Source organism: Cryobacterium sp. TMT2-14, assembly GCF_004402465.1.
GTDB classification, from domain to species: Bacteria; Actinomycetota; Actinomycetes; order Actinomycetales; family Microbacteriaceae; genus Cryobacterium; species Cryobacterium sandaracinum.
On the sequence record NZ_SOFV01000019.1, the window covers coordinates 1 to 15,529 of the forward strand.

8 protein-coding genes are annotated in these 15,529 nt (G+C 70.3%); all 8 read right to left on the reverse strand.

From position 1 onward, the window contains the following. Positions 1–175: 175 nt before the first annotated feature. The gene (locus tag E3O28_RS16285) at positions 176–874 is read right to left on the reverse strand and encodes an FHA domain-containing protein (RefSeq protein ID WP_166784763.1); all 699 of its coding nucleotides are present in this window, start codon (positions 872–874) and stop codon (positions 176–178) included. After that, positions 871–3,285 (reverse strand): transglutaminase-like domain-containing protein, encoded by a 2,415-nt coding sequence (locus E3O28_RS07515; RefSeq protein ID WP_241973052.1) that lies wholly within the window; start codon positions 3,283–3,285, stop codon positions 871–873. Before E3O28_RS07515 ends, E3O28_RS16285 begins: the two co-directional genes overlap by 4 nt. Further along, on the reverse strand, positions 3,282–4,655 hold the full coding sequence (locus tag E3O28_RS07520) for a DUF58 domain-containing protein (protein ID WP_241973053.1): 1,374 nt from the start codon (positions 4,653–4,655) through the stop codon (positions 3,282–3,284). Before E3O28_RS07520 ends, E3O28_RS07515 begins: the two co-directional genes overlap by 4 nt. Next, positions 4,652–5,623, reverse strand: coding sequence for a MoxR family ATPase (locus tag E3O28_RS07525; RefSeq protein WP_104099631.1), 972 nt, complete (start codon positions 5,621–5,623; stop codon positions 4,652–4,654). The genes E3O28_RS07520 and E3O28_RS07525 overlap by 4 nt, the downstream gene beginning before the upstream one ends. Before the next feature lie 21 nt (positions 5,624–5,644). Continuing rightward, entirely contained in the window at positions 5,645–11,590 is a 5,946-nt protein-coding gene (locus tag E3O28_RS07530) for an Ig-like domain-containing protein (RefSeq protein WP_134415518.1), read from the reverse strand. Beyond that, positions 11,587–13,041 carry a serine/threonine-protein kinase gene (locus E3O28_RS07535; protein ID WP_134343316.1) on the reverse strand — a complete coding sequence of 485 codons (1,455 nt, stop codon included), beginning with the start codon at positions 13,039–13,041 and terminating at the stop codon, positions 11,587–11,589. The genes E3O28_RS07530 and E3O28_RS07535 overlap by 4 nt, the downstream gene beginning before the upstream one ends. 118 nt (positions 13,042–13,159) lie before the next feature. Then, positions 13,160–13,957 carry a protein phosphatase 2C domain-containing protein gene (locus tag E3O28_RS07540; RefSeq protein WP_233191185.1) on the reverse strand — a complete coding sequence of 266 codons (798 nt, stop codon included), beginning with the start codon at positions 13,955–13,957 and terminating at the stop codon, positions 13,160–13,162. Between the two features lie 37 nt (positions 13,958–13,994). After that, positions 13,995–15,113 (reverse strand): FHA domain-containing protein, encoded by a 1,119-nt coding sequence (locus E3O28_RS07545; protein ID WP_134415519.1) that lies wholly within the window; start codon positions 15,111–15,113, stop codon positions 13,995–13,997. Between the last annotated feature and the right edge of the window lie 416 nt (positions 15,114–15,529).

The window sequence follows — 15,529 nt, forward strand, 5'->3', positions numbered from 1 at the left end:
CAGCGGCGCGGCTCGGCGTCGGCTCGGCGCGGGCTCGGCGGCGGCAGCGGCGCGGCACCGGCACCGGCACCGGCACCGAGCATAATCGCCTCGGAACACTCCAATCCGCGGACCTTCAGCGCCCACGGTCATTGGGCACACTCATCTGGCCGGGGAGGGGTCAGTTGGTGAGGGACTAATTGAGGATGAAGAACTGGTCCGCGATCTCGACCCGGGAACCACGCGGCACCAGATAGCGCCGGCCGGGTTCGCAGCGCACCGCCACCGCATCCGGGCGACGGATGATGGTGCCATTGCCCGAGTACCGGTCACTGACCCAGAACTCGCCATCGTACTGGCCGAACTCGAGGTGGCTCTTCGACACCGAACGGCCGAGGTCGTTGATCTGCACCAGGATGTCGACGCGTTCGGTCGGCTGGGGCAGCGGCCGGCGACCGATCAGGCCGGTGCCGAGGGCCGAGATCGTCTCCCCCGTGCTGAACTGGAGCACGAACAGGGACGCGGTAGGGGCGGGGGCGGGTTCCGGAGCCTGGAGCGGCACTGGGGCGGGAGCCTCGACCGGAGCCGACACAACCGGCACCACGACCGGCACCGACACAACCGGCACCACGACCGGCACCGACACAACCGGCACCACGACCGGCACCGACACAACCGGCACCACGACCGGCACCGACACAACCGGCACCNCCGGCACCGACACGACCGGCACCGAGATCACGGAGCGCCGACGGAGCGGCAGGATGACCGTTGTGTCGCTGGGCCGCGGGTCCGGTCGCTTCCGGGTTAGCGGGGTGGCCGTGCTCGAGCTGCCGCATTCGCCGCAGAACATGGCGCCGACGGGAAGCTGCGCACCGCAGATCAGACAGTTCATGGGCGGGCTCCTCCCGGTGCAGGGCCGCTCCCGCTCGGGGCAGATCGGCGAACGGATGCCCCTCCAGCGTACCGACCCAGCGAACGCAACGACACGAGGGCCCGAAGCCGGTCGGTGCGCCTGCTCCCCGCGTTGAGCGAGCGACGCAGGTCGGTGACCGCGGTCCACACGTCCTCGGCGGCGGCATTGCCCGGCCGTTCCGGGGAGAACACGGCACGGTCAACGGCGACGGCCAGTGTCAGAGGTTCCGGTCCCGGCACCAGCGCGGCCACTTCCGTGCGGGTGGCCCCCACCGGAACATCGATGCCATGGTCCACGGCGGCGTCGGTGAATTCTCGCCAGCCGCCCCGAATCCGGTCGAGCGGTGTGGACCGGGTGCGGCGCAGTTGCCGCCTGCGTGCTTTGGCCAGGGCGATCAGCAGGAGGGGCGAGATCAGTACGCCGAGACCGAGGAGCGTCCAGGCGGCGATGGTCGCCGCGGCGAGCAGGAAGACCAGCAGCGGGTTGAGCGGTTCCGGCGGGTCGTCGCTGGTGCTCTCCGGCGGGGCTGGCTCGCGCAGTTCCACCGGGTCGGGGAGGGCCGGGGGCACAACCGACTGCGGCCGGGAAACAACCGACGGGTCATCGGGGGCCCGAGCCGGGATGTCCCGCACGGCCGGGTTCGGATCGATCGTGGCCCAGCCCTCGGTAGAGGAAACCTCAATCCACGCCGAGATGTCGGAACCGACGACGGGGACCGCCTCGGCCCCGGAGGCGGCCTCGGCGCCGGCGGCCGCCTGCGGCACGAAGCCGATGACGACCCGGGCCGGGAAGCCGAGCCGGCGCGCCATCAGGGCCGCGGCCACGGCGTACTGCTCGGCGTCGCCGAGCATGGGCTGGTCGGTGAACAGCTCGCTGATGCGGTCGGCGCCGTGCCCGGACCGGCTCGCCGGTTCGTCCGGGAGGATGCCGTGGCTGATGTAACCATCCGTTTTCAGGCCGTCGAGCACTGCCTGCAGCTGCACACCGGGCGGGTCGCCGACTTGCACGTAGCGGGCGAGCGTCTGTTCGACCTCGTCCGGCAGAACAGCGGGCGCAGGCAGCACGGCGCTGCCGGGTCGCAGGTCGGCCAGGCTGTCCGGTGACCGCGGGATGACGCCCACGCTCTGGTAACCATCGCCCCGGACCAGCCCGGTGAGCACCGCGGCCGTGCCGCTGTTGTCGTTGTAATAGAAGGAGTCGGAGCGCAGGATCCGGGTGGGGCCGTTGAACGTGATGCGTTCGAGCTGGCCGGCGCCGGGCACCCAGACGCCGGTGTAGCCCTCGACGGTCACCGTGAGGGTGGCCGGGTCGCCGTCGACCAGGGACTGGTCGAGACGGTCCGGCAGCCGGGTGAAGGAGCCGGACGCGCTGCTGACCTGGTCGCTGCCGACCGAGTAGACGATCCCGTCGTAGCTGTCCAGGGTGGCCAAGCGGAGGCGGCCGCCGCTCGGGAGGCCGGTCACCTCGAGGAGCACCGCATCCGCCCGCCCGGCCTGCAGGTAACCGCGGAATTCGCTCAGCGGGCTCGGGTAGGCCCGAGGGTCGAACGGCTGCTGCACCCGAGCGCGCAGCACGTCGCGCGGCACGTCGGCCGGCAGCACGACCGCGGCTCCGGTTCCCGCGGCGATCGCCACCGCCACGATCACGGCTGCGCTGACCAGCCCGCGGGCCGCCGCGAGCCGCCGGTCGGACGACGACGCCGTGCTGCGGCGGGATTGCTGCAGGGCGAGCCGCACGCCGGAACGGCGGCGCATCCAGCGAAACCAGAGCAGCCAGAACAAGAGCACAACAAAGAGGCCGAGACCGGTTCCGATCGGCATGGTCGCGACCGTCGGGCCCAGCACGATGCCGCTGACGAACAGGATGGCGGGGGCCAGTGTGCCGAGCTCGCCGACCGGGGCGCGGAGGGCGACCGACAGCCCGATCACGGTGCTGAGCAGCACCAGAATGAAGGCGGGCACGAGCAGCGCCTGATAGGAACCGACCGGAAGCACGATGGTGACGAGCTGTTTCCAGCTCAGCGCGGTCGCGGCGAGCAGGTCGAGCAGGCCGTCCGGGGTGGGCAGGATGCCGCGCACCGCCCGACCAGGAACGGCCAGTGGCACCCCGGCGAGTAGGTAGACCCCCACGGTGGAAAGCGCCACCAGCCAGGTGCCCCAGCGGAACAGCGCCCCCAGTATGGCGACGACGGTACCCAGCCCGAAGGTGACGCCGACCAGCACGATGAACTCGCGGCTCTGATAGACCGGCCAGAGCGAGGCGCTCGCGATCAGGGTCGCCAGGAGCAGCCCGACGGTGTTGCCGACGATGAAGCGCCAGTCCAGACGGATGCCGCGGACCGCCATGCCGCCTCGGCGCGCGCCTCCGCTCCTCACCCACCGCGCGCTCATGCCGCCTTCGTTCGGGCGAGACTGTGCTGCAGGTCGTCGAGGTAGCCGATGGTGAGCACGCTCAACTCGGCCACGCGGCGGAGGCTGGGGACGGTCTCCGGGGCGCAGATCACGGCGACCACGTCGACGCCGGCCGGAAAACGGCTGGCGGCCGTGCGCACCTGCGTGAGGGTGGTGGCCGACCCGCACACCAGGAAGGCCACCGAGATGCCGGCCACGGTGTCCGCTGCGGCCCTGGCCAGCTCGCTGACCGGCAGGGCGGCCAGGGAGCGTTCCACGCCGCTGAGATCGTCGAGCAGCCGGGTGCGGGTGAGGGTGCTCAGCGGACGGAGTCCCGGCATCCGTCGTCGGCTGGAGTCCGGCGGCACCGCACTGGCGACAACGGAGACCGTGCGCGCGTCGCGGATGGCCCGCACCCCCAGGCTGCCGGCGACGCTGACGGCCATCTCGAATTCGTCCTCGCCGGCATAGTCGGACTGCGCCAGGCTGAGAGCGACCATGAGGTGGCTGCGGCGGGATTCCTCGAACTGGCGCACCATGTAGCGGCCGGTCTTCGCGGTGCTCTTCCAGTGGATGGTGCGCCGCTCATCCCCGGGCACGTATTCGCGCAGCGCGTGGAACGAGACGTCGCTGTTGGTCAGGTCACGGGTGGGATTGCCCTCAAGGTCGCGGATGAAGCCCGTGCTCATGCTCGGGATCGAGACCGTGCGCGGGTGCACGAACAGCGAGACCTGTTCGGCCCAGACGATCTCCCGGCGCAGTAGCCCGATCGGGTCGGCGCGCGCCGTCCGCACCGGACCGATCGGCATCACGCCGCGTCTGCGGGTCGGCACGATGAAGACGTCCGAAAAGTCCTCACCGCGGGCGAGGCTCGGCATCGAGAATTCGGCCAGCCCGGAGCCGACCGGCACCTCGACGCCCACGCCCGGCAGCCTCCGGCGGGTCGGGTTCCGCACGCTCACCTGGCCGGGCACCCGCTCCCCCACGACCACCCGCTCCACGGGCAGGTGCAGGTGGATCTCGAACGCGTTCCGACCGATCAGGAAACAGGATGCCGCCACCAGGAGCACGAGCCCGGCCCAGCCGATCACGATCAGCTCGGTCCAGCCCAGCGCATAGCCGAACAGGAACGAGACCCCCACGACCGCCAGGACGGCCCAGCCGAGCGGGGTGACCACGGACAAGACCGCACGCAGGGCGCCAGCGACACGAGCACCGCATTCCCGCCCGAACCGGACTCCCGCCGCGGCGAAGTCGGCCAGCCGGCCGTCACCGGAGACTGCGACCGGCAGAGTAGCGGGCGGCGCGGGCGCGAGCAGCGCAGGCGCGGTAGCTGTGCCTGCGCCCGGACCCGGCACGATCTGCGTCACGCAGCCTGCCTGTCGCTGGGCGGCGGAGTCTCGATCAGCACCCGGGCGATCACACTGGAGGCGGTGACACCGTCGAATTCGGCTTCGGGGTCGAGCACGAGCCGGTGCCCGAGCACGGCGTGAGCCAGCTCCTTGATGTCATCGGGCACCACGTAGTGGCGGCCGTTCGCGGCGGCGAGGGTCTTCGCGGTGCGGATCAGCGCGAGCGCCCCGCGCACGCTGACGCCCAGACGTACCTCGGAGCTCGTGCGGGTGCCGTCGATCAGTCGCGCCACGTAATCGTTGATGGTGGCGTCGACGTAGACGGTGCGGGCCAGGGCGGCCAGTTCGACGACGGTCGCCGCGGACACCACCGGAGGCACGGTCACCTCGTGCGCGCGCTGCCCGGCACCTTCGAGGATTCGAATGGTCGAGGCGTGGTCCGGGTAGCCGATGGAGGCCTTCATGATGAATCGGTCCAACTGCGCCTCGGGTAGCCGGTATGTGCCGGCCTGCTCGATCGGGTTCTGGGTGGCGATCACCATGAACGGGGCCGCCACCGGGTGGGTGACGCCGTCGGCGGTGATCTGACCCTCCTCCATCACCTCGAGCAGCGCGGCCTGGGTCTTCGGGCTGGCCCGGTTGATCTCGTCGGCCAGAACGATGTTGGCGAAGACCGGCCCGCGGTGGAATTCGAACGCCCCGCTGCGCTGGTCGTAGATGCTCACCCCGGTGATGTCGCCCGGCAGCAGGTCGGGGGTGAACTGCACCCGGTTGCTGGTACCGCGCACGCTCTGTGCGATGGCGCGCGCGAGCGAGGTCTTGCCGGTGCCGGGCACATCCTCGAGCAGCAGGTGTCCGCCGCTGAGAAGCGCGGTGAACGACATCCGGATGACGTGGTGCTTGCCCAGCAGCACCTGCTCGACCCCGGTCACCAGTCGGTCGAAAACGTCGGCGAACTGGGCCGCCTGCTCCGCGGTCATCGTCATGGGGTGATCACTTTCGTTGGTTCACGGCGCATAGGTATAGGTCTGATTATTCACGGTCACTGCCAGAAGCACGGCACCGGCCGGCGGGGGCGGCGCGCCGGTGCCGAACCTGCAGGTGTTCGGGGAGTCGGCATCCCGCGGGGTCACCGTGGCGTCGCCGGGCACCGAGCAGCTGTAGGCGGCGGGAAGGCCGTTGTTCTGAGGCCCATTGGTCCAGCTGATGACTCCGGTGGCCGGGTCGTAGGCAAGCCCGGTCACGGTGAAGCTGACGGAGGCCTCGGGCGCGGTCAGCGTGCCCGACCACGGCCCGCACGAGCCCCAGCCGGTACAGGCCGAAACCTGATAACGCACGATCTCACCGAACGGGAGACTCAGAAGTTCGCGCGGCCAGCCGGCCCCGCCGAAGACGACCTCGGATCTCGGAACGACCCCGCCGGAGCCGTCGACCGCGCGCAGCCGGTAGTCCCGGATGCCCGCACTCGGGTTGATCCCGTCGACGCGCAAATCCCAAGCATCGCCCCGCGCCGCCATGGTGCTCTGCACATCGGTGACCGGTCCGGGCGCCGGGCGCACGAGAACACTCGCCACCGCCGTCGGGGCGCAGCCGGCCTTGTTGTACCCCCAGACGGCGAAGTAGTAGCGGCCGTTGTCCGCGAGGAGGCTGTCGAACACGGTGCTGGTCGCGTCGCCGCCGAGCGCCTTCTGCTGGGCGACGATGCCGCCCTCTGTCGGTGGCTGAAGCTCCCCCGACGCGGACACCGTGCACGCCTGCGCACCCGTCGGAACCTGATCTTCGCGCAGCCGCTGCACGAAGTAGCCGCCGATGAGGGCGCCGCGGCCGTCGAACCCGTCCCACGTCACGGTCACCGCTCCGTCGGCGTCGGCCGCGCTGGCCGTGATCGCGCCGGCGCGGGCCGGGCCGAACGGCGTCGCACTCCCCGCCGCGCTGTTCCAACCGGCCAGGGCCGGGTAGGCGTCGTTGCGGGCGCTGACCGTAAAGGGAGTGTTCACGCCGTTGACGAGGCCCATCACGTCGACGGAGCAGGTTCCCGCCGCGCAACTCGATCCGGAAGCGCTGACCTCCTCCTGGACGGCGCCGTTCCGGGTCACCACATAGCCGCGAATCGCCGTCCCGCCGCCCACCGGGGCAACGGTGTTCCAGCGCAGGCGCAGCCCGCCGTCGAGCGGCTCCGCAACCAGGCCGGTCGGCGCGGTCGGCACCGAGTCGGACCAGACCCGATCGGACAGCACGGTCGCCTCGGACAGCCCGATCCCGTTCTGCGCGGCGACCGACACTCGCAGAGCATTGCCCTGGCCGTTGCCGGGCGTCGCGACCTGGCAGGAGGTCGCTGAGCAGAGCGAGGTGGACAGCACGGCCCCCGACGCGGCGTCGAGGAGGGAAATCTGATACCCGGTGATCGCTGAGTTGTTGAAGGCCCCGGCGTTGAACGAGAAGGACAGGCCCCGATCGAAGAAGCCGGTGACGCGCAGGCTGGACACCGGGTCGGGTTTGTCCTGCACCGAGATGCGCACGGTGCCCCAGGCGTAGCGGGCAGGGTCGTTCGTCGCGTCGGCCACCTGGTACTGCAGGGTCAGGTCGGTCGGCGCGGCGTCCGAGGCCACCCGGACCGACAGCCGGCTTCGGTCCGTGCTGGGCGTGATGCTCACCCCGGCCGGAACGGCGCCGCCGTCCAGGCCGCGCACCGCGAGCACGCGCAGCGGCACGGACGGGAAAGGATTGGTGGCGCCGTCGTTCGCGAGCACGTCGACGACGGTCGTGCGACCGCGGGGAGCGACCGCGGCATCCGTCACGGGGATGGCGACGGGTCGCATTGACGCGACCACGCGCAGGTCGACCCGGCCGGCTCGGCCCTCCTGAACGCCGTCGCGCACGCCGATCGTGATCGTGCTCCGCGCGCCCTTCGGGGTGGATTCCGTGGCGCGCAGGGTGAGCGTCTGCCCGTCGAGCGCGTAGCTGAAACCGGTCGGAAGCGGGTCGAGCACGGTGTACGCCAGCTCAGGTTGGTCGTTCGGATACGGGTAACTGGTGAGTCGGGTCAGGTCGATGACCTTCTCCTGGTCGGGCTCGAACTCGAGCACCGCTCCATTGAAACCGGGCGGCTGATTCTCGCGGGGCGTGACCTCGATGGGCAGCACGATGGTCGCCGTGCGCCCATCCGGGTCTTCAGGCCCCGAACCGTCGGTGACCTCAAACGAAATGGACGCCGGCCCGAAGTATTTGTCGGTGCTCGCGAACGCGAGGCCGGTGTCGTTCCGGGCCAGGTCGGCCCCGTCCGAATGCGTCGCCCGCACGAGGCTGCGGTCGGTGAGGCGCACCTTTTTTCCGCCGACCGCGACGACGTAGTCGTTGATGTCGATGGAGAGCAGCGCCTCGCTCTGCACGGTCAGCGGCGGGGCACCGCGGCGCACCTGGGGTAGGGCGTCGTCGGTCCCGGGAACCCAGATGAACGCGTAGGACACGATGCTCGCGTCCTCCGGGTGCGTCACCGCGAACGGGATGATCTGGCTGGTCGAGCCCACCGTGACCCGGATGCGCCGGGCCGGCGTCACCTCGGCGATTCCCGAGAAACGCTCGGGCACCGTCAGAGCCAATGCGGTGGCCGGCCCTTCCGCGAAGAAGACGTTGGCCAGCACGTCGACGTCGACGGTCCGGGCCTCGAGCACGTCGGACAGCGGCACGTGAGTGTCGCGTGCATCCGGACGCGAGCGCGGGGCGTCCTCGCGGACCACGACCGTGAGGAAGGTGGAACTCGTTCCGCCCCGCACGTTCTGGATTTCATAGATGAAGCCGTAGCGGCCCGGTGTCACGGGTGAGGTCACGGCCACGGTGTCGCCGTCGACGACGGCGGTGCCCGAGTCGGCCTCGCCGCTCGCCTGGCCGCTCGCCTGGCCGCTCGCCTCCACGCCGGTGATGCTCAGGGTGCCGCCGTCGGGGTCGGAGTCGTTTTCGAGCACCCGCACGGCAATCGTGCTGCCGGGGCGCACCACGACTTCATCCGGAGTGGCGACCGGGTTGCGGGCGCCGTCGAGGCGCGGGCTGATCCCCACCCGCACGGTGCCGACGGCCCGGGCCCCGAGCGCGTCGACCACCGAGTAACTGAACGTGTCCGTGCCGGCCGAGTACTCCCCGGCCGTGTAGTCGAGCGAGTCCACGCCTGTGACCGTGACCGACCCCTTCTCCGGACTGGTCTCCTGGCCGACCAGTTGCACGGAGTCGCCGTCGGTGTCGATGCCGGACAGCGGGATCGGGATGCTCACCGTGTCCCCGGCGAGCACACGGGCCGTCACGGTTTTCGGCACGGGGGCGCTGTTCGAGGTGGGATCGGCTTCCCGCACCGCGATGCTGACCTCGGCGTTCGCGAACTGGCCGTCTGGGGCGTTCACTCGGTAGACGGCGGTGACGTTGCCGGCCGTGTCCGGCGCCAGGAACCGCAGCACCCGGCCCGAGACGAAGAGCAGACCGCCGCCAGCGGGCAGTTCGGTCGCGAGCTCCGGCGCCAGGGTGAGGGTGTCGCCCTCGGGATGCTCGTCATTCGCGAGCACGGGGATGTCGATGGCGTCGCCGACGCGCACGGAGATCGAGTCCGGCACGGCGATCGGGGCCTGCTTTTGGGCCGGCGGCGGGATCTCGATCACGGTCACCGTGCCCGCGGCGTCGGCGAGGCCGTTGCTGACCCGGTAGCCGAACACGGCCGTACCGCCCTCGAGGGGTTTGGTCAGGGTCACGCGCAGGATGCGCTGGTCGAGGATCTCGATTCGAAGCCCGCTGTCGGCGGGGACATCCGTGATGCCCGTCACCAGGAGTACCCCACCGGCCGGATCGGAGTCCGTGGCGAGCACGTCCACGAGGGTGGCCTGCTGGCCGCGGATGAATGCGGTGTGCGGCACGGTGACGGGGGCGCTGCTGGCGTCGGGCGCGGCCGTCACGTTAACGCGGATGCGCCCGGTGGCGGTGAGTTCGCCATCCGTCACCGCGTACTCGATCTCGTGCACCCCCACCACGCTGCTCTGCAACCGGAAGGTGCCGGCGTCGAAGTCCGCAGTGATGTTCACCTCGGGTTTGGCCGGCACGCTGCTCAGGCGCAGCGGCGCCGATCCACCGCGCACATGCTCCAGCGGCGACACGGTCACCTCGCTGCCGGCGGTCGCAAGCACCACGAACGCCTCGGCGACGATGGGCACCGAGCCGCTCGGCCGCACCATCACCGAGAGCGCGCCGGCCCCGCCGGCACGGCCGTCGGAGACGGTGAGGCCCACCGTTTTCGCGCCCCCGCCCGCGCCGGCATCCGTGTAGACGACGGACCCGGCCGGCGTGAAGCTGACCTGGTCCGGTGCGGGCGCGGTCGCCGCCGCCAGATAGAACGGGTCGCCGTCCGGGTCGACCCAGTCGCCCAGCACCGCCGTGGTCACCCGTCCATTGGCGCGCACCGTGGTGTTCGTCGTGCGGGCCTGCACGGGTGCGGCGTTCTCCTCGGGGGAGCGCACCGCGACCGTGACCGTCGCCGAGGCGCTCCCGCCGCGCCCGTCGTCGATGATGTAGTCGAAGCTCAGTGATCCGGATGCCTCCGGCGTGAGGGTCAGCTGCACCTGCTGAGTGTCCGCCACGAGCTCGAGCCGCCCGGCCGACTCGGGCACGGGGGTGAGCGCCGAGATCACCAGCACGTCGCCGTTGGGGTCGAAGTCGTTGAGCAGTACGGGCAGGGTGACGGTGCGTCCCGGCCGGCCGCCGAAAGCGTCATCGACAGCGACGGGTGGCACCTGGGACTTCTCGAACTCCGGCGGGGTGTCGTCAGCCGCCTGCTCGACCTGCTGCTGATCGGGGTCGGTGTCGATCAGTTCGGCCCAGTTGTCGATCAGTTCGTTGCCCTGCTGCACTGCCCAGGTCGTGCCGTTGCGGGCGTCGTTCAGCACGAGTCCGGTTCCGTTCCGGCGGAAGGCCAGCCGGGCGTCCCCGGCGACGCCGGACAGGGTGGCGGTGGCGCCGTCGCTTCCGGTGCCGCCCTCCGCGCCGGCCGCCGCGCAGTCGCGCCAGACGGTGCCGTCCGACCAGGCGGCATGGGCGCAGTAGGCGTCCTGTACAGGCGCGGCGGCGTCCCCGCTCCGGCCGGTGACGAGCGGAGTCAGGCGTCCGCCGGCACGGGGCACCGCAATGAGCCCCTCACGGTGGGCGATGAGAACGCGGTCGCCCGTCACGCTCGGCTCCGACAGGACGGGCTCATCCCCGGAACGGATGCTCCCGGACAGGTCTTCAACCCCCTCCGCCTGGAACAGTCGCCGGCTCGAGGCGTTGAGCAGCGCCCACCGGCCGTCGACGCTGGTCAGCTGGTAGCGGTCATCCTTTTCGCCGGCCGTGAGCGTGACCGTACTGGTAATGGTGTCCGCGGTGAGCAGGTCGACCTGGGAGAGTTCCCCCGTCGCCGGCGTGAAGGCGAACAGCACGCCGGCCTCGTCGAGGCTGACCACGGAGCCGGCACCGAAGGCCAGCGTCGGCTCGGTGGTGCTGTCGAACTCGGACAGCTGGCTCGCGGCCACGCTCCAGACGTCGCCGTTCGCGGTGACCACCGCCCGGTCGCCGGCCAAGAAGACCGAAGCAGCGTCCGGCGGCAGGGCCACGCTGTCGGCCACCTCCGCGGTCGCGGGGTCGAGGATGTCGAGGGCGCTGTTGCCACGGTCCAGCACCAGCACGGTGGCGCCCCGTTGCACCACGTCGAGGCTGGTGCTTCCGGCGCTGACCACCGTGTTCAGTTCGAAGACGGCCGTATTCGCTCGCCCGACGACCTGGCGCGCCTCGTTACTCACCCAGACGGCCGCGTCTCCGAGGTCGAGGCGCTGCGCGGTGTATCCACCGGAGGCGATGGCCACGGTGGCAATGACGGCCACGACCACGGTGCCGCTGAGCGCGGTGGTGAAGAGCGAGCGGTGGCGGGCGAGCCAGCGACGGATCACCCGGCGCCGCCGGACGCGCCCGGAAGGCCGGTGTCGACGCATTTTTCCCCGCTCGGAGCGCCGAGCTTGCCGTCCCGGTTGACCGTGACGGTCACACAGACCCGAGATTGTCCCTGCGGGTCGACCCGGAATTCCGTTCCCCGCTGGATGCTGCTCTGACCGCTGCGCAGGGTCACCACGAAGGTGTCGCCGTCCCGGACCCCGGGGTCGGCCCAGCTGAACACGATGGTTCCAGAGCGGAGCGCGCCATCCACATCACTGACCAGAGGGATGTCGGTGCCGGCCTGGGTCACCAGCACGGTCGCCGCCGTGGTCGCGAGTCCCACGATGATCACCGCCGCAGACACGAGTCCCCATACCGTGAGCGTGCGCCTCCGCTTCTTGGGCCGGGTGGTCACAGTGTCCCCCTGCGGGCCGGTGGTCAGCTGCCCTGTACTCAGCAGTGCCGAGGTCGCCGAGCGCGCGCCGAGGCCGGTTGGCGACGCCTTCCGGCGGCGGCGGCCGGCGTAGGCGTCGACTGAGTTGATGCCCGTGATCCGGGTCCGGTCCTCCTGGTCGGCGGGGGCAGCGACGGCCCAGCCGTCCTGCTCCACCTCGAGGGGCGTCTGCGCGAGACCGAGTTCGGCCTCCACCGATTGAAGCTCTCGGATGAGTTCCAGCACGCTCGGCTGCCGCAGTTCCGGCCGCCGCGACATCGAGCGATTCAGGATGGCGCCGAGCCGGGCCGGCACGTCGGCGCGGTCGAGCGGCGGCACGCGGGCCTTGTTGATGCGGGCCATCATCTGGGCCGAACCGTTCTCGGTACCGGCCACTTCGAACGGGGACATACCGGCCAGGAGCGAGTAGAGGGTGGCGCCGAGCGACCACACCTCCGAGGCGACCGACCCGGAGATCTCGCCGAGCAGCACCTCAGGGGCCGACCACGGAATGGAGAGCCCGATGGCGTCGCTCCTCTCGGCCTCGCCGAGGGTGGCAGCGATCCCGAAGTCCGACAGCACCGGGTGCCCATACGCGGTGACCAGGATGTTGGACGGCTTCAGGTCCCGGTGGAGCACCCCGGACCGGTGCGCGGTCTCGACAGCGCTCGCTATCTTCACACCGATCCGCAGGGTATCCGGCACCGAGAGCGGTTCAAAGCGGTAGCGCTGGCTGAGGGTCGAGGAGCAGTACTCCATGACGAGATACGGTCGTCCGTCCGCGGAGACACTCGCCTGGAAAACCGTGAGAATCGACGGATGCGAGCTCAGCTGGGCCATCAGGTTGGCCTCGGCCTGGAATAGCTGGCGCACGTGATCGTTGACGATCTCGGACAGGAGTACCTTGACCGCGACCTGGCGCCTGGGCATGTTCTGCTCGTAGAGGAACACGTCGGCGAAACCGCCGGATCCGAGCGGACGGAGATAGGAGAATCCCGGCAGGTTCGGCGGCGTGGAGGGTAAGCGCCGTGCCATGTCGCCTCCCGGTGTCATCATCAGTGCGGGTCGTGCGTGAGTAGGCGCATATCGACCGGGTGACTCGACAGGCGCTCCCTAATTTTAGGTGTCTCGCTGCCGGACGGGCGGTAGAAAGCTACCCCAACTCTGGGGGTACGACATCGCCGACGGTGATCACGTCGAGCACGATCACCGTGACGTTGTCGCGGCCACCGTTGTCGAGCGCGGCTTCCAAGAGAGCCCTGGCCGCGTCATCCGCCCGCGGGTTGGAGATCAAGAAATGACGGATGCCGTACGCCGTCAGCTCCTTGGTCAGGCCGTCGGAGCAGATCAGGAGCCGCATCCCGGCCTGCAGGGGGCGGATGCGATAGTCGGGCACGGGCGGTTCGTGGAAGCCCACGGCGCGGGTGACGATGTTGCCGTGCGGGTGCACATCCGCTTCGTCCCTGGTGATCCGGCCCGCGTCCACGAGTTCCTGGACCACGGAGTGGTCGGTGGTGACCTGCTCCAGCACGCCGGAGGTGAGCTGGTACACCCGGGAGTCGCCGATGTTGAACACGATCCACTGCGGCTCGCCGGAGACGACGGCCAGCGCGGCGCCCGTCACGGTCGTTCCGGTGCCAAGGTCGGTCACACCCTCGCCCGAGGCCATGTCGACGACGGAACGGCTGAGCGCGTCGTTGATCGCCTCCGCTTCGACGTGGTCCGTTCCGGCGAGCTCGGCCAGCCGGGTCACGACGGCGGCGCTGGCGACGTCGCCGGCGGAGTGACCGCCCATGCCGTCGGCGACCGCGAAGACGGGAATTTCGGCGACAAGGCTGTCTTCGTTGATCTGGCGGCGGTGCCCGGTGTCGGTGATCGCCGCCCAGGCCAGCGTCACGGTTTTCTGCACCGATGGAAGTACGACGATGGAACCGGTTGAGCCTTGACCAATCTGGGTCACGGTTGTGCCTTCCGAAATTGCCGTGCGATTACTGACCGGGCGTGTTGCCGGCTGCGGGGAGGATCTCGATGATATTACCGTCCCCTAAGTGCACCGTCGTACCGGGCAGCACTGCGAGCGATTGGCCGGAATGGAGCCGTTGCCTGCGCCCGCGTGGCGGAGCCACCACGGTGCCGTTCGTGGAACCGAGGTCGGTGACAACGACAGAGCCGCCCTCCTGTCGTATTTCCACGTGGGTTCCGGAGACGGCGGAGGTGGGCGAGGCAACCTCGATCAGCCGCACCGGCGCGGTGGCACTGATGCGCGGCGCTCGCGGTCGGCGACCGAGCCGGCAGGGAAGGTCCAGCGGGATCTCCTCCCCGTTCGGCAGCCGGAACGCAAAGCGAGCCTCGGCGGCCCGGGCCCGTGCGCCGGCCGCAGGCCCGGGCTGCCCGGGCGCCCGGACGTCGGAGATCAGGGTGTCGGCCCCGGCCGGGCGGGCGAGAACGGTGTCGGCGTCCGCCGCGCGGCCCGCGGCGCCGGAGCGCACGATCGTGGCATCGTCGGCAGGTGAGTCGTCAGTCAGCGCAGCGTCGGCCTGCGCAGCGTCGGCCTGCGCAGCGTCGGCCTGCGCAGCGTCGGCCTGCGCAGCGTCGGCCTGCGCTGCCTCGGATTGGCTGTGCTCTGCCAGCGACCAGAACAGGGTGTTCGCGAACACGGATCCGAGCCCGAATGGTCGGCCGGAGTCGAGGGCGCGCGAGGAGGCCACGGGTCGCCCGGTGGAACCCACCGTGAGACCGGTCACGGCCTGGAAGTCGGCCAGCAGCCAGGGGCGAATGCTGACGTCCGAGAACCGGCGCGACCCACCGACCGAGTACACGTCGACCGCGACTTCGCCGCGAAGGACCACGGAGACGGGGATGCCGTCTCCGTCCGTGGAAGCGCGCTGAATGATCACCGCAAAATGCTCGACGGCGTGCTCGCCACCGAGTGGCAACAGAGCGACGAGCTCTTCGGCTTCGACGTGGGGTGCCGTCACCAGCGCGGCCAGGGTCAGGGTGATGCCCGACGGGGTGCCGGCGGGCAGGGCGGCGATGAAGCCGCGCCCCACGACGAAGGTCCAGGCGGCTTCGGTGCCGCGACCGGTTTCGTATCCGACGCGCCCCACGGGTATGGTGCCTTTCCGTTACGTTGACGATCAATATTCGGACGCCGATTCAGTGGCCGATCAGGTCGGTGGCCGATGTATGACATGGCGTGCGTGATTTGCGCGTAGTCCTCGAGCTCGTACATCGACAGGTCTTTACCGTAGCCGGAGTGCGTGAGTCCGCCGTGCGGCATCTCCGCGACGAGGCCATTGCTCCCGCCGCCGACACAATCGAGCAGTGGGCCGCGGCGCGGGATGAACGTCCGTTCCGGCCACCACGTCGATCCGAACCGAGCCGAGGATCAACTCCGTCCCGAACGAATTCGACGGAGATTCTGGCTGGATCGGCCCTGAACCCGCCGAAGCAGCTGGTTATAACCAAAATCTCCGTTGAATTGGTTATCCACGGTGGCCGCCGATGACGAAATTGCGAAGGT